The organism is Serratia sp. CY47280 (assembly GCF_052168655.1).
Classification (GTDB): domain Bacteria; phylum Pseudomonadota; class Gammaproteobacteria; order Enterobacterales; family Enterobacteriaceae; genus Serratia; species Serratia bockelmannii.
Window position 1 is genome coordinate 1,000,943 of sequence record NZ_JBJNMG010000001.1, and the last position, 15,221, is coordinate 1,016,163.

The following is a 15,221-nucleotide window of genomic DNA, read 5'->3' on the forward strand; positions in this document are numbered from 1 at the left end:
ACACAGCGTCCTTATGGGCGCTCTGTGATGAGCAATAAAAAACCGCCCGGAGGCGGTCAGTTTATTTTTTTGCAACGGCCTCTTGGATTGCATCAGCCAGGCCGCTAATTTCAGAGGCAACCGCCTTCAAATCCACGGAAACTTTAGATGACGTTCCGGCATTCGCAACCCCAACAGACGCTTTAGCAATCTCCAGGGCTGCTTGTACTGCTTGGAGGCGATTGCGTTCTTCCGTTGTCTTAATTACGTAGCTTTCTAACATAGAAATCTCCATTCAGATAACCCGCTACATTTGCGAGTAACAATATGTAAATGGGGTCAGTTCCGAAAATCACAAGTGTATTATCCATGGCACTCTGTGAATGCCTCACCGGAATATCGGCGAGAAAATCCAGCCTAGCCCCATGCACAACAGCAAAAAATCCAGTTCAGTCATTTCCGCCTTTCCCCATCAAGCCGCCGTATCTCAAGCAGTTGGTTGTTCGCCTTGTCGAGCGCCGCCAGCAACGGATCAATCCACAGCACCGCCTGGCAATAGGTCAGGGTGCCGGAGGCAGTGGCGCCAGCACCGGTTGCGTCAGCGACGATGGTATCGGCTGACATTGCGCGGGAACGTAGACGGTGCGTGTAGTCGAGCAGCCCACCAGCAACAGCGGCAGGCACAGCCAGATCACACGTCGGCTGTTTCTTGAGGATCGTCCGGTATTCAATTTCTTTCCCCTGCGTGGCCGCATCGGTGTTGATGCCGTACTGAGTCGCTGCGTTGCTGATTTCGTTGGCGCGCTGGAACTGAAACGCCTGCGTGGCGATTGTATTCGCCTGCAGGCTGTTATCGCTCTGAAGCTGCTTAACCTGCTCACCGGCCTTTACTGCGTTGCTGTGGAAGTAAAATGCCAGCTTGCCGGCAACAATCAGCGCCACCAGCAACAGGCCTATCGCCATCGTGCGGAAGCTGAATGAGGCGTTCATGATAAAAACATCTCGCGCTCTGCTGCACGGCGTGCAACCAGACCATCAAGCCGTTTACCGCCAGCATTTACCCAGCGGCCGAATTGGTCTGCTGCGCCTTGCTTATCGCCAGCGTTCAGTTTTTGCAGAAGCGTGGATGTGCTCAGTGACCGCAGGCCGAGGTTGTATGCAAAGCTCACCAGCGCATCGAATTGGCCCTGGGTGATGTGCACCTTCACCAACTGATTTACGCCCTGCTCATACTGCACAACGCCGCATTTCAGCAGCCTATCGGCCGTGGCCTGATCAATCTCCATTCCAGGGCCAACTTTCTTGCCGTCAACTGACTGCGTCCATCCGTAACCAATCGTCCAGACGCCCACCGAATCCTGATAGGCTTTCAACCGCAGACCTTCGAAGCGCTTAATCAGCTCAATACCGCTTTTACTTATCTGCATTCTGATTGCCTCCGCCAAAGCGATTGCCCACGTATCCAGACAAGAACGAACTGAGTTTCTTCACACCGACAAAGCCGATGAATCCCCCGATACCTACCGTTAAGGCTTTCGGTACGTCGAAATAATCCAGGGCTGAGTAAGTGGTTAGCGCCAAGGCGCCACACATCAGGCCTTCGAATATGGTTTCTTTCCAGCTGCTGCCGGCATACGCCATTCGTAGGACGGCCATTACAACAGCCATGACGACGCCACCAATCGGCACGTCACCGCGCCACCAGGCCGCAAGAATGTCGCTGAGCTCTGCCCAGTTATGAGGATTGTTTGGCATCTTCATGACTCCACCTCCCGGTTATCGGGCTGTGCTGTTTGTAGGAAAGGATCAGCCACCAGCCGTAAACGCTGCCGGTAAGAGGGTGTGCCGTGTGTCGTCCGTTGGCTGGGGCTGAAATGCAAAAAGCCCGCACAGAGGCGGGCCTTAATTGATTGGTCATGTGACAAGCGGAAATATCACATCATGGAGATAAAGCTAGTCCATTTTCGCCAAACTGTCAACAACTTGCTTTTAACGTGACGCTATTTTTCTTGATTTAGTTAAACTGTGACCGCTGCCAGCATAGAGTCAGCAATGCTTTCCTCTTTGTGACACTGCGTGACGAGCTGCTCATAGAAGGGTTTGTAGTCCCGACGCCAGGTGGTTTCCGCTATCTCTAATCCCTCCAGCGTCAGCGCCTTTCTAACCTGCTCAGCCGGCAGGCGCGCATACCCTCTACCGCTGCACTTGTCGCAGTCCTTCATCACCGGGATCCCTGTCTTGTCGCTCAGTTTCTTGTCCAGCACCTTACCGCGGCCGTGGCATCTGCAGGCGTTGCTTATCACCTTCTTTCCCTTGCAGGTGGGGCAAAGCACCTTCACAACCTCCCTCACTGATTTCACTTCCTCCCAGTACGACGGGAACACACCCTTAGTGATTTTCGCCCACTTCGGCGGCTTACCGTCTGGGTACTGGACTTTGTTGGTGAACACCTCAGCGTCAATAAAGCCCTCCCCCCTGCAGCATTCGCACGTCCTGACGCTGGCCGCGCTGCGGGAGTAATCCTGGAATGCAAAAGCCACCATGACGCCGATCGCTCTGTGCTGAATCTCTTCACTGTGTTTGCGGATGGCCTTGTGTGCACCGGCGGCTTTTATCGCGTATTCCTTCAACCGTTCCAGCGCGCGCTCAGGTGAGCTGATGCCCTGTTTTGCCAAGAATAAATCCAGGCCAAACTCTGCCTGCGCCTGGCACATCCCGAATGCCGCCATCACGTCAGTACCGGTCAAAGAGTCCGAAGCCGTCGCGCGCGGTGAATCGCTAAAGGTCGGTGATTTCGGTGCAAAGTATTTCGGAATCGACTCTAATCTCATGCTATTTCCCCTATAATTATTTGGCCTACTTCGCCCCAAATCTTTGTTACTCGACCATCCCAGATGCGGCAGTCGTCCTCAAAAATCGCATCCAGCAATGCCTTCTCCAGATTGTCCTTGTCCGGCTTCTGCTGATGCGGTTTCCCGGCCATCTCAGCGCGTTTCTTCTTGCTCCAGCTCTCTGGCATGGGTAAAACAAACGTCACGTGATAACCGCTCTCAGGCAGCGAGACTCGATTCAATTTCACCTCGTCGCAGAATGCCCGGTAGCGGAGAACTGGCGGGCGCTTGGCCCACCGGTCTTTTTGTGTCATGCGTGGTTTCGGGATTGGCGTGATCAGGTACGTTTTCATGCGATCGCCCCGATGCCAATGGAGTAATCCAGGAACTGCGCCAGCAAATCGGTTTGGCTACCATGTTCCGCTTCCCACGCCGCTGGGTCGTCATGCAGTTTGCGGTGACAGGTGCGGCACAACGGGATTGTCAGGTAGTCGCTGGGCTTGGTTCCCATCCCTCCCAGGCCGTGGCCGATGATATGGTGAGGGTCATCAGCTCGGGCGCCGCAGCCACAGCAAGGACGAGTCTTAACCCAGCGGGTATATTTGCTGTCCTCTACGCGGGTGAGCTTCGGCCGCAGCATGAAGGCCTTTTGTGGTGCCGGGTCTACGGTGAAGCACTTGACCGCCTGCTTGGAAATAATCGCAGTGGCCGCCGGCGTGCAGTCCATCTCGGACTCCTTGCGAGTGCCGGTGATCACCTTCGGCTCTGGTAAGTCGGTGACGGTGCGCGCGACGTCATCGGGGATCAGGTCGAATACACCGGACAGCATGGCCCACAGCATCAGCTCAGGGATTGTCAGTTGTCCCTCAGACTTTAGGCGGTGTTTTGCCGTCGCCACCACCCAGCGCGCCGTGTTGCGAGCAGCGATTTTTTCCAGCTTTGGCGATACGCCCAGGCTTTTTTTGTAGCACCCAGGGCAGATGCGAACGGCTGAATTACCAACACGCTCGGTGTCCAGAATTGTCTCTGGCAGTTCGTGCTTGCTGTACTGGCATTTGGTGAATTGCGTCGCCCAGGCCTCGATCGCGTTAACGCCACCGCAGGCGTTCGTCACGCGCTCATGCTGGAAGAAATCCTGTAACCGCGGGTCGTTGGCTATCTCATGCTCCACCGCCGGCAGGATGCCTTCAGGTGCGTCCTTGAACTCTTTCGGCAGCGTGGAAACCATCACGCGGCCCGACATGTGAAACGCCAGCTTTTCGTCAACCGGGATCAGGGCTATACCCAGATCACGCTGTACCGCTGCTTTGACTATCGCTCTCATACCTCAACGCCTCCTGTGCGGGCATACGCCTTAGCCAAAATCACCCGCCACTCACGGCGTGCGCTTTCTTCAACCTTGGAACTGAAGCCGTGCTTCTGAACATGCTGTAACGCCTGTTTCTCGGCCGGATTTTCAGGCTGCAAGCCCTCAATCAGCAGGCGATCGAATGCATCATCGAAATCAATACCCGGCGCGTCACCGGCCACCGGCTCCTGACGCTGCTGTTCGACTGCTTCGGCCATAGCGGCTTTGTGGTTGCGCTGACGATCCCAGGCATTGGCGGCGGCCAGATAACCACCGAACCGGACGGCATCGAAAATCATCTTGGCGCTGAGCATGTGGCCCATCTTCGGATCGCCCAGCAGCAGACTTGCACGGTGTTCAGCCACCAGCTTCAGTTCTGCGGCGCTGTTGCCGTCCGCCAGGCGCTCGGTAATCTCACGCAACGTGTCAGCGCGCTTTGGCGTCCTGCCGTTGATTTTTTCATTCAGAAAATCGAGAACTTCCCCAGCCTCAGCCGATGGGTTCTCTGCTGCCGCTTCGCCTTGGGGGGCTATGGGGGGTTTTTCTTTTGAAGTACTCTCTGAAGTAATCTCTGTATGAAGAGCGGCTCTTTTTGGTCTCTTGCAGCGTGCCATCTTGACCTGTTGCACCGTTTCATTGTGAACCGATGCATCGGTGCAATTTGACCTGTTGCATGAGGTCATTTTGACCTCATCAGTCAGGGCGCGGTGTTCATAGTTGATTGCGTAAAAATTGGTCTTGTCGCGAGGGTCGCTGGACAGTTGCTCAACATAGATAATCCCCTGCGATTTCAGAGACGAAAATGCACGCTTAATGGACGATTCAGAGAGAAAAGGGAATTGCTCCATCCACTCTGCAATCGTGTTGTATACCCAGCGACGGCCGTCATGCTCAATCCCTGACGTTGTCTCTGTGACCCAGTAATGAACCTGCTGCAGCAGCATGGCTTCATTTAGCCCAACGCGCATTGCAAGCTCAGGAATAACCACTATTGGACGAGAGGGCAGTAGTAAACTCATACGGAAGCCCCCTTTGCTCGATTACATGACATGCAAAGGGTTTGGAGATTTTCATCAGCCGAACCTCCGCCTTTCGATACAGGATAGATGTGATCAATGGTCAGATCTTCGTTGGTGTCACAGTGCTTGCAACGGTATCCATCGCGCTTAAATATCCGCAACCTGACGGAGTCGGTTACTCTCTGACGTTTTGGCTTCCGAACAACGCTGCCTGGAACGCCACCACCATGCCAACGCTCATAGCTTTCCCATATTTTTCTTGCGCAATGATCGCAAACATATACACCGCTGGGATAAACCAGTTTCAGCATCTCCTCTTCGTCTATCGGAGATAGACATCCGCAGCAGCGGACTATCTGGTTCATGCTCATACTTCGACTCGCTTAAAATTCTCATTGAAGTTCTCGACAGACCGAAAGCACTCGCCATGCTCATAACTATCACGCAGGAAAATCACTCGGTTCTCGCCGATGTCCCAACGGATGACATGGACGCGGATGCCGTGGCTGTCTACGTAGTACCGATCAACCTCGCGGCTAGTCATGGAGCTCTTTCATCTCAAAGCGGCCGAGGCGCGGGTGATACCAGTACTTGCTGCGGCAGGCACGCGTCGCTGTTCGGCGTACCTCGCCCAGCGCAGACATGAAATCGTCCTCTTTCGCCACCGTCGCATTCGTCAAAATGCCGCCCGGTGCGTTAAAGGGGATTTTCTTGCTGGGTACATGGAAGGCGCTGATCAACGCTCTTACCTTCCCGTCGGAAAGGCCGGATTCAGCAACCAGGTTGCGGACAGTCTGCCAACCCGGAGGAATGGCGCCGGTCGAGATTTCTTCAATCTGCTGGGTTACGCCGCTCACCTGCAGCTGTAATGCGTTCATCTGGCGCTGCTGCTCGGCGGCTTTGGTCGCCATCAGAGCGATCATTTCAAGCTCGGTCATCGGTGATGCGGTCTGCACGGCGTCGAATGTGCGTATCACCTTCAGGTTGAAAGCTGCGCTGATCCACATGGCATAGGAGTAAACCAGCTCTTTGCAGGCATAGCTGCCCTGCTCCAAACCACCGCGAATGACGCTAATTGGTTGATTTTGTTCCGAGGGGGGAATTCCTCCCTCGGTCAAAAGTTGCACAAGCTCTTGCGTTTGCTGGGTGGCATACCAGTATTTCGGCTTATGGCGCTCCTCACCACCAGCAGCCCGATGCAGGTCATTCAGGCAGTAACGGCCAGCCGAGTCTTGACGAATTGCGGTGTCTTCGATCACAATCAGGTTGTTCATAGCAGAACTCCTATCTAGAAAAGTGTCGGCCGAGCAGCTGCAACTGTTCGGCTCTTTTTCTTCCCTGACTCCGGTTTTTCTTCCTTGGTACAGCTCGCAAGAACGTACTGGCGCGCAAGCGTGAGACAGTCGTCATAAATCATCCCCTTCCTGCTCGCCTGCGACTTTCTCCGGTAAAGGTCTGCCCCGTGTGATGCCCCCCCCTGAGCCAGCGCTTCGCTGAATCCCTCAGCCACCAGCTGCTTCTTGATGTTGTCGTAAACAAACGTGTCCCAGGCCATTTAATCCCACCCCAGCGGGCCCGGTCGGCTGCGCTCTGCTTTCAATCCGATATCAGCCAATGTTTCGACTGACGCCAAATAATCACGTGACACCAGTACTGCTTCGGGAGGAGCGGCCTGAATACCCAGAAACGCCAACTCCTTTGCCATCGCTGCAAAGTGCCCCTCACCTTTGCGTCGGCTGGCCGTGGATTCACTGATGCCAAGATGCTCGGCATAGGCTTTCTGCCCTACTGACGCAAGCCGGTTGAGCAGAACGCACTCAATCTCAATGGGGTTGATGATCGGTGGCTCTAACTTTCGTGCTATTGCGTTGTTTTCCATAAATAATCTCCTTGAAAATTAGTCAGCATGACACCCGGTCAGGGTTTGCTTTTTCCAAAAGCTCCGAGGCAATTACTTCACCATTGGAATGACTTGCCAGGATCTCTGCGTATTTGGTTTTACCCGTGTATTCAGTGCGAGGAAGGCACCCTTTGCTTTGCCACTTTTGGATAGCCGTTACAGACCGATCACAGATTTCTGCTGCTCTTGCAGGGCCGCCAACAGCTTTAATGGCTTTTTTTACTTCATTCATGGTTCATCTCCACAACCAAAAAATAACTATTGGTTGATGTTATAGCACAACTGATAGTTGAGTCAATCTATAAGAGAATCAACCAATGGTTACTAAAAACGAATTACGCGAAAAGTTTGCAGAGCGGCTCAAGCTGGCCTGCGATGAGGCTGGCGTAAGGCTTCATGGGCGAGCGGTAGACATTAAAGCGGCTCTTAAAAAGCGCGGCATTAGCGTTACTACTACTGCCGTTGGGAAATGGCTTAATGCTGAATCCAGCCCTGAGGGTGATCGTATCGTTGCTCTTTCCGAATGGCTCGGTGTTAGGGCTGAGTGGCTTGAGTATGGGCGCGGGAACAGCAGGGATAGTGCCGTTATTTCGCTTGACGATGACAGCGATGATGGATCATCTGCAGAGCCCATAGATGATGATGAGCTCGTAGAGCTTCCTCTTTTAGACGTGCGATTCTCTGCTGGTGATGGCACATATGACATGGTCGAAAAGGCTGCGTCCACCTTCACATTTAGGCGCCAATTTCTTCATGAAATGGGTGTGTCTACTTCTGCCGCAAAGTTAGTGAAAATTTCAGGATCCAGCATGGAGCCTCGCCTGCAAGATGGCGATATCGTGGGTATCAACACTGACGACACACGCATCAGAGAAGGTAAGACCTATGCCATTCGTCATGGTAATTTGCTGCGCGTAAAGGTGTTGATAGAGCACCCAGATGGAGGTGTAACCATTCGCTCACTCAATAAGGATGAGTACGGTGATGAACATCTAAGCTATCAGCAACGTAAGGAGCAATTGGTAGTTCTCGGACGAGTATTCTGGTCTTCATCTGCTTGGTAAGCCCCCCATAAACCTACAAGCCGGCCAATTTGGCCGGTTTTTTTTCGCCCAAAAATCCCCTCACAGAATCCGCTCAATTTTTTTTCAATAAATAACAAACCAAACATCAACCACATAAGTAAAAATCAACCACAAAATCAACCAATGGTATTGACTAAAAATAACCAATGGTTGATTATTGGTTCATCGACAGCAACAACGTCACCCCAAACCACCGGGACGCTCTTTAACAATCAGAACCGCATGACAGGCTGACCGCAGCGCCCTGGCAAATTGAAATGGCGCCGGTACGGATACCAGGCAGGTAGGTGAAGCGCCCGCGGGCGATAGCTTACGCAGAGGATTACGCAGCGAGAGACTGATAAGTCATGCACAGAAGTGGATTTACCCTGCCGCTGCCAGTTTGGGGCGGTAGGTATAAAACCACTGAGGAAACAGCGATATGACTGAGAAAAAGAAAACGTCCACTACTCGCGATGTACTGGCTGCCACTTCTGCGGTGCTAGACACTCTCGAAGAGCACTTTTGCGAAGTAGAGGACACCCAGAGGGTACTTATAGCAATCGCCGCTCTTAACGCAGCAATCAGCATTCTCGGCGGGAACTCGAGGGGCGGCTAACACCATTACAGCAGAGGGTTACACGATGAGCAACGAAGACTTGAAACACATCATCGCGCAGTTATTGCAAGACGCCCAGCGCATTCAGCAGCTTGAACCGAACGCCGGAACTGCTGCGCGTATTGAAGAAGCCAAAGCAGCACTGGCCAGCTAACACCCACCGCGCCCTACGGGGCGCACTGAGGCAATCATGACATTCAACGAAAAGGTCTGGCTAGGCGTGGTTGTCATCTGCGTCGCATTCTGGTCAGTAGTCGGTTTTCTGGTCGCCGGTTAACGCCGGCGTCTCACTTATCTGGTGGCGTATCGTTCCGGTTCTCATTTAAACCTACACAGTATAAATCCCCGGTTCGATGCGCCACCAGGTGCGTGAGAAATCACAAGCCTGCTCAGTTCCCTTGTCACATCCTTTGCCCCGCTAGCCGGGCTCTTTTTTTCACATCAGTAAAGGCGCTGCCCTGCTCCAGTGTGCTGGAACCGTAGGGAAACCGAGCGCGTGCATCAACTCAGGCAGCGCCTTTACCCATGTGAATTTCATTGAGAGGACATGTTATGCAAACCACTACCCAACGCTGTGAGCACTGCGGCCAGACGCGCGACGTAGAGAAAAAAGCAGTGAGCATTCAGCGCTACGAAGACGGCAGATATAAGCCCGTCCGAATCCTCGTCTGTGCCGATACCTGCGCGCCGGTGTACGTCGTCCGCCAGAACATCAGAACACTGCAACGCCGCCTGCACACCCAACAGCGGAGGTCGACATGGTAAGCCTCAACGCCCGCATACAGCACAAGTACGACCTGACCGGGGGCGATTTCGCCCCTAAGCGCCACCACGGCAAACACCTCTTCTACCTTCTCATTTTTACCCTGTGCCTGCTGACTGCCGGCGCGGTCTGGAGTTGATGCATGGCCAAAAACTCAACTGAAGCCTACGGCGCCAGCGGTAAAACCAACGTGTTGATGTTCGAGCCTGAAAATCTGCACCTGGTATCCGATAAAACGCACCCGCTTTACGACGAACGCATCCATCTGCCTCTCCATGAACCGACTGTGCTTAGCATCATGAAGTTGGGGGTGTTGGAACCAATCATTATCTGGAAAGACCCAGAGACAGGCCGCTCCTGCGTCGTTGAAGGCCGTCAGCGGGTTAAGAACACTCTCGAAGCAAATAAACGGCTGCGTGAGGAAGGGAAAAAACCTCTTCTGGTGCCGGCGGTCGTCAGACGCGGATCACCGTTTAGCGTCGCCGAGGTGATGATTAGCGCCAATGAAATCTTTCAGGCAGATACGCCGCTGGGACGCGCTAAAAAAATGGCTGATGCGCTTACGCGGGGCCACGACGAAAAAGATTTAGCGCTGATGTTTGGCGTCGGTGTGCAGACGATCCGCGCCACACTCGCCCTACTCGATGCCACTCAGGCCGTTAAAGATGCGGTTGAATCTGGCGACATTACCGTTACCCAAGCGCGCCAGTTGGCAAACCTTTCGCCAGACGAACAGCGCGAGAAAGTGAAGGAAGTGGAATCAGCCACCGCCGGCACCAAAGGCCACGAAAAAGCCCGGCGCCAGCGCCAGGTGATCGGTGATGCAAAACCCCGCATGAAGTCCCGAAAAGAAATCACGAAAGCCCTGGAAGGTGCGAGCGGCGATTACGCTCAGGCGCTCCGCTGGGTGCTGGGAGACGACGAATGACAACCATCAAGCGGTTTACCCCTGACTACAAAATGCACGCAGTTCGGTTTGAGGCTTTCGCGCGTGAATCTGAGCACGGCGAGCTTGTTCGGTTTGATGCCCACCAGCAAGTAGTGAGCGCCGTAGAGGCTGAACGCGACGCGCTGGCTGTGGAGAATGCGAGTTTTAAGCACGCGCTTTCCGTCATTTTGGAACATGTGGATGTTACCGATAAAGGACAGGCCGGCGTAGTGGCGATGATTGCCAATGACGAGCTGTTCAACTCAGAAACCCCAGCCACTGACGCCGCACTTGCAGCTATCCGGGATGAGGCTACGGCGCGAGCCCTCAAGCATCTGTGTGACTGCCAGCTTATCAGCGCTACGGTCGCGGAACTTAAAGCTGACGAGCTGCGGGAGGCCAAATGAAGGTCACCGAAACCAAAGTTTTGAGCATCGAAATCACTGAAGTCGAACGCCTCGACCCTATCCGTGTAATGGCTGAAAACTACGAGCCAGGGAAAGGCCGTATCACTATCACCTGCTTCGGCAAGGCATGGACTTCTTTCTGGCCTGCAATGGGCGGGGATACTGTTCAGCAGTTTTTAATCCGCGTATCGAATGACTACCTGATCGGCTGCCTTTCGCCAATGATGCGCAGTGAAGTGGATGACGACAACGAAGCGAACCTGGAGTTTGTAAAGGCCGAAATCTGCAAGCTGCGCCGCTCTGGTGAAATAGACGGCGCAAAAGCGCGGGACATGTGGGAATCAGCAGAGTGCAGCGATGACGTTAAGGCAGATTGCTGCTCATGGAGTAATGGCTCCGTGCTTCTTGATCTGCTGGGTGATGAACCCTATTACGCCAAATGGCCAACCGTCCCTAACCACGAATACCAATACCTTGAACGCATTTTGGATGCCGTGCGTGAAGCGTTGAAGCAATTGGAGGCCAAATGAAAGAGCGCCCAGTGATTTTCAACGGCGAGATGGTTCGCGCAATTCTCGACGGCCGCAAGACCCAGACGCGGCGCGCACTGAACTGGAAACGCCAGCCATACACAGAGATGGCCGAGCGTGATGATGGCTCGTTGTGGCCGTGGGCAGAAGACGGTGAGCGTGGTGGTGATATCTGGTTCTCCTGCCCATTTGGTGAAGTTGGCGATCGGTTATGGGTGCGGGAGACGTGGGCAGAGGCTGGAGCAAGCGCACCAGATTTAACGCTATATCGCTCTAATTATCCCGCACATGTTCCAGCGTTTTACGAGAACGTGCCGGCAGCAGATGAGATTCGCTGGCACCCATCAATCCACATGCCGCGCTGGGCCAGCAGAATCACGCTGGAAATCACCGCCGTTCGCGTTGAGCGCCTGAACAATATCAGCGAAGAGGATGCCAGGGCTGAAGGCGTGAAAGCCGGCGTTTCTCCTGGTCACGAACACATGATGCACCAGGTGGCATTCAGTGAGTTATGGCAATCCATCTACGGCGAAGAAAGCTGGAGCGCCAATCCCTGGGTGTGGGTTATCGAGTTTCGTCGTGTGGGAGGTGCGTGATGCCAGCAAATGAACTGAAGCCACTTTCAGATTGGCTGCTAAGCGGAGAATATCTGCCGGAGTTTATGCGCGACTTCCATGACCAAAAAGATGTGTTCAAGGCAATGCACCACGTCATCGTAAACGCCGACCAAAACGGCAATGCGCGCGATGGTCATATCTACGTTGTTGATACCTTCCTTTGGTACATGGCTCGCTGCGGTTACACCCTGCAGAGAAGCCGTAAACAGGTCGAATTTCGTAGTATGGACGATGATATCGACAAGATGAGAAGTGCTGTTCATGAAGCTTTTACAAAAGTGATGTCTGGTGACAGCGCTAGGGAGGTGGAGCGTGGGTAGATTACTCAATAAACGCGAGCGTGATTTTCTTAAGCCGGCGATCGTCCATTTCTGGGAAATAGAGATTTCACCCTGGCGTAAATCGGCACTATGGGACGGTGACGCATTGTTGCCGGTGCGTGTAGGGAAAATGGCGGATTCGCTAATTGAGCGCGGGTATCTTGAGCGCGTAAGCCTGGGTATGGGACGCGAAACAATTCGCGCTACCGCCAAATCTAAATCCCTCCGCTGTTATCGCTGCTCGTACGGTCGAATAGGCGACAACAAATGCCCGCATTGCGATGGCGGGATTTTGCCAGAGGAACAGAGCAATGGCTAAGCGTAAGAGCAACAGAGCGGCGCGGAGATTGCTTTGGGTGTCGGCTCCAGGCCCGGAAGACTGTTACCGCATCAGCAACCGGCGCTGGCAGGTGTGCAGCGCCAACTACCCACACGCATGGCAGCACGTTAAATCATCCCGCAGCCAACGGCGTGCCGCCAAATTAATTCATGCATTGTGGGCCGAGGCCCAGGAGCCAGAAACCGCAACCTGTCCGGGGTGTGGAAAACGTGGCGAGTCAAATCAGAAAGACGGCGAATTTTACTGCTACGGCAGTGACCGTTGCTGTCCATAGGCTCAGGAGAAAGCATTATGAGCACTGAGAAGCTGAGCGAACTGAGCAAGCCGGTGGCGAGGATCATTGGCGAAGAATCGATTGAAGATTTTAAGCGAGGATATGAAACCTTTGTCGTCCGTGGTGATGATGTTGATAGCACTGAAGAGACGATGAAGCTCTACTCGCAAGAGTACGTCTCCGCCCTGCTTGCGCGCATCGAAGAACTTGAGGGCAAAGAGAAGGCACGCACAAAGCTGATAGAGGATACGTGGAAAAACATTCCGATGTGGCAGCCACCTAAACACACTGGCAGGGGAGCATGAGCAATGGATAAATTCAGCGAACTTAAAGCGGCCGCAATGGCCGCAACTCCGGGGCCGTGGATTTTAGACGATGACTCATGGAGTGAAGGCGACAACGCCAACGTTTCTACAGAAGAGCGATACGACGGCCGTATCGTCAGCATCGCCCAAATAGAGGGTGGTGGTTCAGAATCTGGCTTTGACGAGCCATTCAGCACCGAGCAGCAGGCAAACGCGCGTTACATCACTGCCGCCAACCCTGCTGTCGTTCTCGCCCTGCTGGCAGAGCTGGAAGCGAAGGATAAGCGCATCGCCGAGCTGGAAGCCATTCGGGAGGTCGCTGAAAAACTGGTGCGTTGCAAAGGTCGCTACCACAGCGAGCAAAACTACCGGGCACTGGCCGCGCTGTTTGGTGTTACCACTCCTGACCTTCCACCTGTTGAGGGGGATGATGCATGAAAGAAGAACTGTATGACCTGGCTGACCACATCGCCAGGTCTAAAGGCGCTTTGCCGCTGGTGTGGCAGGATTGGGCAAGTGAAATTGAAATTGCTATCCGCAAACTGGCTAGCCGGGAGGCGCAGCCGGTGGAATGGGGATCGCCAAAAACGGTCGGGCAAATGATAGGGCAACTTAAGACGCTCGATCCTGCGATGGAAACCACTGCTTTACTGCGTATGCCGCCAGATATTCTGGACGGTAACGCAGTAAGACAAGTTCCAATTAGCATTTCGTTCGAAAAGCTTAATGGACAATGGCTTGTACCTTACAAGGGTGAAGGCCGTAAAGTTCTGGCATTTTGGGCGAAGGCAGATCATCGAGAAGAGACGGAAAGAGGTGAATTGTTCACCGCCACGCCCGCGCCAGCAGTGCCGGGTATTGACGAGCTTCGACTGACGTTTGAGCGCTCGGAGAGGGAATCCGACGATGGATTCAATCTGCACAAATACGGCATTGGTTACGCGGATGAGGCGACACAGGCGCGCTGGGAGTCATGGCTATCCTGCCGCGCCGCAATGCTGGCTCAACCTGTAAGTGGCGGTTACAAGTTGAAATCTCCGGAAATTCCGGATGGTTGGATAGCGTGCAGTGAGCGGATGCCAGAAGAAGGCGATGTCGTTCTGGTGTGCCAGGAAGGTGGGATTATCTACTGTGCGGAAATGCAAGATGGTGAGCTTTATCCAGATGAATTCCCGCGCGTGCCAAGCGAAGGCCGGGAAATTACTCACTGGATGCCATTACCTGCAGCGCCGGAGGGTGGGAATGACGCATAAAGTGTATATCGCCGGCCCTATGACTGGACTCCCGGAGTTTAACCGCCCCGCCTTCTTCAGTATGGCCGAGCACGTCAAGTTTTCTGGCGGCATCCCGCTTAATCCAGCGACCTTACCTGACGGACTCACGCAGCCAGAATACATGGATATTTGCATAGCAATGATGCGATGCGCCACAAAGGTGATTTTCCTTGATGGCTGGCAGAATTCGCTGGGTGCGCGCGCTGAAATGGCGCTGGCTGAAAAATTAGGGCTTATTATCGAACATCAGGCGACACCTCATGATAACGATACCCGACGATAACGAAATCATCTCGCGTCTCAGCATTGCCGGTTCCACACCGGATTCTGTCGCAAACCTTCTCCGCTGTGCCGGCTACAACGGCATGACCGGGAGAGCCATCCGCCAGCGCTTGATCAAGCTGGAAAAAGAAAACGCCGTTGAGAAAGTCCGCCGACCTGGCATCCGATCCGCGTGCTGGGCGCCAATCACAAAATAACCCACCGAAAATATGAAACCACGAATTCCGCAACGAATCAGCGCCAAAGCTGAGGGGGTTCTATGCGCCTACAGGGAGGGCAAAAAGAAACCCAACCGGACATACCAACATAAGCATTTAACGCTGCCAGTGGCACGCTGCTGGCGATTGCTGTCAAAAGACAACGGCAACTCATGGGAGGTTATGTCCCACGAGCGCTACAACAACCAAATCAGGATTTAGCC

27 protein-coding genes and 1 pseudogene are annotated in these 15,221 nt (G+C 53.8%); 14 read left to right on the forward strand and 14 right to left on the reverse strand.

The features are described 5' to 3' along the window. Positions 1-61: 61 nt before the first annotated feature. From ACJ8J4_RS04785 to ACJ8J4_RS04850, 14 genes are all read right to left on the reverse strand, one after another. Positions 62-262 carry a hypothetical protein gene (locus ACJ8J4_RS04785; protein WP_060447449.1) on the reverse strand — a complete coding sequence of 67 codons (201 nt, stop codon included), beginning with the start codon at positions 260-262 and terminating at the stop codon, positions 62-64. A gap of 170 nt (positions 263-432) precedes the next feature. Further along, positions 433-969 (reverse strand): hypothetical protein, encoded by a 537-nt coding sequence (locus tag ACJ8J4_RS04790; RefSeq protein ID WP_442516010.1) that lies wholly within the window; start codon positions 967-969, stop codon positions 433-435. Beyond that, complete coding sequence (locus ACJ8J4_RS04795; protein WP_442516011.1) at positions 966-1,406, reverse strand: lysozyme; 441 nt, start codon at positions 1,404-1,406, stop codon at positions 966-968. Before ACJ8J4_RS04795 ends, ACJ8J4_RS04790 begins: the two co-directional genes overlap by 4 nt. Then, the gene (locus tag ACJ8J4_RS04800) at positions 1,393-1,740 is read right to left on the reverse strand and encodes a phage holin, lambda family (RefSeq protein WP_049188550.1); all 348 of its coding nucleotides are present in this window, start codon (positions 1,738-1,740) and stop codon (positions 1,393-1,395) included. Before ACJ8J4_RS04800 ends, ACJ8J4_RS04795 begins: the two co-directional genes overlap by 14 nt. Before the next feature lie 257 nt (positions 1,741-1,997). After that, positions 1,998-2,810, reverse strand: a complete 813-nt coding sequence (locus ACJ8J4_RS04805) for an antitermination protein Q (RefSeq protein ID WP_442516012.1) — start codon at positions 2,808-2,810, stop codon at positions 1,998-2,000. Beyond that, entirely contained in the window at positions 2,807-3,163 is a 357-nt protein-coding gene (locus ACJ8J4_RS04810; protein ID WP_442516013.1) for a RusA family crossover junction endodeoxyribonuclease, read from the reverse strand. The genes ACJ8J4_RS04805 and ACJ8J4_RS04810 overlap by 4 nt, the downstream gene beginning before the upstream one ends. Further along, positions 3,160-4,134 carry a DUF968 domain-containing protein gene (locus ACJ8J4_RS04815; RefSeq protein WP_442516014.1) on the reverse strand — a complete coding sequence of 325 codons (975 nt, stop codon included), beginning with the start codon at positions 4,132-4,134 and terminating at the stop codon, positions 3,160-3,162. The genes ACJ8J4_RS04810 and ACJ8J4_RS04815 overlap by 4 nt, the downstream gene beginning before the upstream one ends. Next, positions 4,131-5,177, reverse strand: a complete 1,047-nt coding sequence (locus tag ACJ8J4_RS04820) for a conserved phage C-terminal domain-containing protein (protein ID WP_442516015.1) — start codon at positions 5,175-5,177, stop codon at positions 4,131-4,133. The genes ACJ8J4_RS04815 and ACJ8J4_RS04820 overlap by 4 nt, the downstream gene beginning before the upstream one ends. After that, positions 5,174-5,548 (reverse strand): HNH endonuclease, encoded by a 375-nt coding sequence (locus ACJ8J4_RS04825; protein WP_442516016.1) that lies wholly within the window; start codon positions 5,546-5,548, stop codon positions 5,174-5,176. The genes ACJ8J4_RS04820 and ACJ8J4_RS04825 overlap by 4 nt, the downstream gene beginning before the upstream one ends. Further along, positions 5,545-5,721, reverse strand: coding sequence for a DUF4222 domain-containing protein (locus ACJ8J4_RS04830; protein ID WP_442516017.1), 177 nt, complete (start codon positions 5,719-5,721; stop codon positions 5,545-5,547). Before ACJ8J4_RS04830 ends, ACJ8J4_RS04825 begins: the two co-directional genes overlap by 4 nt. Then, a complete protein-coding gene (locus ACJ8J4_RS04835) occupies positions 5,714-6,451 on the reverse strand; it encodes a KilA-N domain-containing protein (RefSeq protein WP_442516018.1) in 738 nt (245 codons plus the stop codon). The genes ACJ8J4_RS04830 and ACJ8J4_RS04835 overlap by 8 nt, the downstream gene beginning before the upstream one ends. A gap of 14 nt (positions 6,452-6,465) precedes the next feature. Beyond that, positions 6,466-6,732: a hypothetical protein gene (locus ACJ8J4_RS04840; RefSeq protein WP_442516019.1), complete on the reverse strand. Its 267-nt coding sequence runs from the start codon at positions 6,730-6,732 to the stop codon at positions 6,466-6,468. After that, positions 6,733-7,056 carry a CII family transcriptional regulator gene (locus ACJ8J4_RS04845; RefSeq protein WP_342107342.1) on the reverse strand — a complete coding sequence of 108 codons (324 nt, stop codon included), beginning with the start codon at positions 7,054-7,056 and terminating at the stop codon, positions 6,733-6,735. 22 nt (positions 7,057-7,078) lie between these two features. Continuing rightward, positions 7,079-7,309 carry a hypothetical protein gene (locus ACJ8J4_RS04850; RefSeq protein WP_072269640.1) on the reverse strand — a complete coding sequence of 77 codons (231 nt, stop codon included), beginning with the start codon at positions 7,307-7,309 and terminating at the stop codon, positions 7,079-7,081. 85 nt (positions 7,310-7,394) lie between these two features. Here ACJ8J4_RS04850 and ACJ8J4_RS04855 point away from each other — a divergent pair, with 85 nt between their 5' ends. The 14 genes and pseudogenes from ACJ8J4_RS04855 (at position 7,395) to ACJ8J4_RS04920 (ending at position 15,219) form a co-directional block, all read left to right on the forward strand. Then, the gene (locus ACJ8J4_RS04855; RefSeq protein WP_342107344.1) at positions 7,395-8,141 is read left to right on the forward strand and encodes a S24 family peptidase; all 747 of its coding nucleotides are present in this window, start codon (positions 7,395-7,397) and stop codon (positions 8,139-8,141) included. Positions 8,142-8,785: 644 nt separating this feature from the next. Next, positions 8,786-8,914 (forward strand): hypothetical protein, encoded by a 129-nt coding sequence (locus ACJ8J4_RS04860; RefSeq protein WP_255413741.1) that lies wholly within the window; start codon positions 8,786-8,788, stop codon positions 8,912-8,914. A gap of 604 nt (positions 8,915-9,518) precedes the next feature. Beyond that, positions 9,519-9,662 carry a hypothetical protein gene (locus tag ACJ8J4_RS04865; protein WP_154582428.1) on the forward strand — a complete coding sequence of 48 codons (144 nt, stop codon included), beginning with the start codon at positions 9,519-9,521 and terminating at the stop codon, positions 9,660-9,662. 3 nt (positions 9,663-9,665) lie between these two features. Further along, positions 9,666-10,451, forward strand: coding sequence for a ParB/RepB/Spo0J family partition protein (locus ACJ8J4_RS04870; RefSeq protein ID WP_442516020.1), 786 nt, complete (start codon positions 9,666-9,668; stop codon positions 10,449-10,451). Next, on the forward strand, positions 10,448-10,858 hold the full coding sequence (locus ACJ8J4_RS04875; protein WP_442516021.1) for a hypothetical protein: 411 nt from the start codon (positions 10,448-10,450) through the stop codon (positions 10,856-10,858). The genes ACJ8J4_RS04870 and ACJ8J4_RS04875 overlap by 4 nt, the downstream gene beginning before the upstream one ends. Further along, entirely contained in the window at positions 10,855-11,388 is a 534-nt protein-coding gene (locus tag ACJ8J4_RS04880) for a hypothetical protein (protein ID WP_442516022.1), read from the forward strand. Before ACJ8J4_RS04875 ends, ACJ8J4_RS04880 begins: the two co-directional genes overlap by 4 nt. Further along, the gene (locus ACJ8J4_RS04885; RefSeq protein ID WP_442516023.1) at positions 11,385-11,984 is read left to right on the forward strand and encodes a hypothetical protein; all 600 of its coding nucleotides are present in this window, start codon (positions 11,385-11,387) and stop codon (positions 11,982-11,984) included. The genes ACJ8J4_RS04880 and ACJ8J4_RS04885 overlap by 4 nt, the downstream gene beginning before the upstream one ends. Next, positions 11,984-12,325, forward strand: coding sequence for a hypothetical protein (locus ACJ8J4_RS04890; RefSeq protein ID WP_264383822.1), 342 nt, complete (start codon positions 11,984-11,986; stop codon positions 12,323-12,325). The genes ACJ8J4_RS04885 and ACJ8J4_RS04890 overlap by 1 nt, the downstream gene beginning before the upstream one ends. Further along, positions 12,318-12,644, forward strand: a complete 327-nt coding sequence (locus ACJ8J4_RS04895; RefSeq protein ID WP_442516024.1) for a hypothetical protein — start codon at positions 12,318-12,320, stop codon at positions 12,642-12,644. The genes ACJ8J4_RS04890 and ACJ8J4_RS04895 overlap by 8 nt, the downstream gene beginning before the upstream one ends. Positions 12,645-12,956: 312 nt before the next feature. Further along, on the forward strand, positions 12,957-13,244 hold the full coding sequence (locus ACJ8J4_RS04900) for a hypothetical protein (protein WP_442516025.1): 288 nt from the start codon (positions 12,957-12,959) through the stop codon (positions 13,242-13,244). A 3-nt stretch (positions 13,245-13,247) separates the two neighbouring features. Further along, a pseudogene (locus ACJ8J4_RS04905) lies at positions 13,248-13,676 on the forward strand (ead/Ea22-like family protein); the annotation flags it as partial. 2 nt (positions 13,677-13,678) lie between these two features. Further along, positions 13,679-14,497, forward strand: a complete 819-nt coding sequence (locus ACJ8J4_RS04910; RefSeq protein ID WP_442516026.1) for a DUF551 domain-containing protein — start codon at positions 13,679-13,681, stop codon at positions 14,495-14,497. Continuing rightward, positions 14,487-14,801 carry a DUF4406 domain-containing protein gene (locus ACJ8J4_RS04915; protein WP_442516027.1) on the forward strand — a complete coding sequence of 105 codons (315 nt, stop codon included), beginning with the start codon at positions 14,487-14,489 and terminating at the stop codon, positions 14,799-14,801. Before ACJ8J4_RS04910 ends, ACJ8J4_RS04915 begins: the two co-directional genes overlap by 11 nt. Before the next feature lie 208 nt (positions 14,802-15,009). Continuing rightward, on the forward strand, positions 15,010-15,219 hold the full coding sequence (locus ACJ8J4_RS04920) for a ParE family toxin-like protein (protein WP_071883802.1): 210 nt from the start codon (positions 15,010-15,012) through the stop codon (positions 15,217-15,219). Positions 15,220-15,221 lie beyond the last annotated feature (2 nt).

Excerpts from the sequence above, each read along its gene's own strand:
- ACJ8J4_RS04785 (WP_060447449.1), bottom strand. The coding sequence starts at position 262 with ATGTTAGAAAGCTACGTAATTAAGACAACGGAAGAACGCAATCGCCTC.
- ACJ8J4_RS04790 (WP_442516010.1), bottom strand. The coding sequence starts at position 969 with ATGAACGCCTCATTCAGCTTCCGCACGATGGCGATAGGCCTGTTGCTG.
- ACJ8J4_RS04795 (WP_442516011.1), bottom strand. The coding sequence starts at position 1,406 with ATGCAGATAAGTAAAAGCGGTATTGAGCTGATTAAGCGCTTCGAAGGT.
- ACJ8J4_RS04800 (WP_049188550.1), bottom strand. The coding sequence starts at position 1,740 with ATGAAGATGCCAAACAATCCTCATAACTGGGCAGAGCTCAGCGACATT.
- ACJ8J4_RS04805 (WP_442516012.1), bottom strand. The coding sequence starts at position 2,810 with ATGAGATTAGAGTCGATTCCGAAATACTTTGCACCGAAATCACCGACC.
- ACJ8J4_RS04810 (WP_442516013.1), bottom strand. The coding sequence starts at position 3,163 with ATGAAAACGTACCTGATCACGCCAATCCCGAAACCACGCATGACACAA.
- ACJ8J4_RS04815 (WP_442516014.1), bottom strand. The coding sequence starts at position 4,134 with ATGAGAGCGATAGTCAAAGCAGCGGTACAGCGTGATCTGGGTATAGCC.
- ACJ8J4_RS04820 (WP_442516015.1), bottom strand. The coding sequence starts at position 5,177 with ATGAGTTTACTACTGCCCTCTCGTCCAATAGTGGTTATTCCTGAGCTT.
- ACJ8J4_RS04825 (WP_442516016.1), bottom strand. The coding sequence starts at position 5,548 with ATGAGCATGAACCAGATAGTCCGCTGCTGCGGATGTCTATCTCCGATA.
- ACJ8J4_RS04830 (WP_442516017.1), bottom strand. The coding sequence starts at position 5,721 with ATGACTAGCCGCGAGGTTGATCGGTACTACGTAGACAGCCACGGCATC.
- ACJ8J4_RS04835 (WP_442516018.1), bottom strand. The coding sequence starts at position 6,451 with ATGAACAACCTGATTGTGATCGAAGACACCGCAATTCGTCAAGACTCG.
- ACJ8J4_RS04840 (WP_442516019.1), bottom strand. The coding sequence starts at position 6,732 with ATGGCCTGGGACACGTTTGTTTACGACAACATCAAGAAGCAGCTGGTG.
- ACJ8J4_RS04845 (WP_342107342.1), bottom strand. The coding sequence starts at position 7,056 with ATGGAAAACAACGCAATAGCACGAAAGTTAGAGCCACCGATCATCAAC.
- ACJ8J4_RS04850 (WP_072269640.1), bottom strand. The coding sequence starts at position 7,309 with ATGAATGAAGTAAAAAAAGCCATTAAAGCTGTTGGCGGCCCTGCAAGA.
- ACJ8J4_RS04855 (WP_342107344.1), top strand. The coding sequence starts at position 7,395 with ATGGTTACTAAAAACGAATTACGCGAAAAGTTTGCAGAGCGGCTCAAG.
- ACJ8J4_RS04860 (WP_255413741.1), top strand. The coding sequence starts at position 8,786 with ATGAGCAACGAAGACTTGAAACACATCATCGCGCAGTTATTGCAAGAC.
- ACJ8J4_RS04865 (WP_154582428.1), top strand. The coding sequence starts at position 9,519 with ATGGTAAGCCTCAACGCCCGCATACAGCACAAGTACGACCTGACCGGG.
- ACJ8J4_RS04870 (WP_442516020.1), top strand. The coding sequence starts at position 9,666 with ATGGCCAAAAACTCAACTGAAGCCTACGGCGCCAGCGGTAAAACCAAC.
- ACJ8J4_RS04875 (WP_442516021.1), top strand. The coding sequence starts at position 10,448 with ATGACAACCATCAAGCGGTTTACCCCTGACTACAAAATGCACGCAGTT.
- ACJ8J4_RS04880 (WP_442516022.1), top strand. The coding sequence starts at position 10,855 with ATGAAGGTCACCGAAACCAAAGTTTTGAGCATCGAAATCACTGAAGTC.
- ACJ8J4_RS04885 (WP_442516023.1), top strand. The coding sequence starts at position 11,385 with ATGAAAGAGCGCCCAGTGATTTTCAACGGCGAGATGGTTCGCGCAATT.
- ACJ8J4_RS04890 (WP_264383822.1), top strand. The coding sequence starts at position 11,984 with ATGCCAGCAAATGAACTGAAGCCACTTTCAGATTGGCTGCTAAGCGGA.
- ACJ8J4_RS04900 (WP_442516025.1), top strand. The coding sequence starts at position 12,957 with ATGAGCACTGAGAAGCTGAGCGAACTGAGCAAGCCGGTGGCGAGGATC.
- ACJ8J4_RS04910 (WP_442516026.1), top strand. The coding sequence starts at position 13,679 with ATGAAAGAAGAACTGTATGACCTGGCTGACCACATCGCCAGGTCTAAA.
- ACJ8J4_RS04915 (WP_442516027.1), top strand. The coding sequence starts at position 14,487 with ATGACGCATAAAGTGTATATCGCCGGCCCTATGACTGGACTCCCGGAG.
- ACJ8J4_RS04920 (WP_071883802.1), top strand. The coding sequence starts at position 15,010 with ATGAAACCACGAATTCCGCAACGAATCAGCGCCAAAGCTGAGGGGGTT.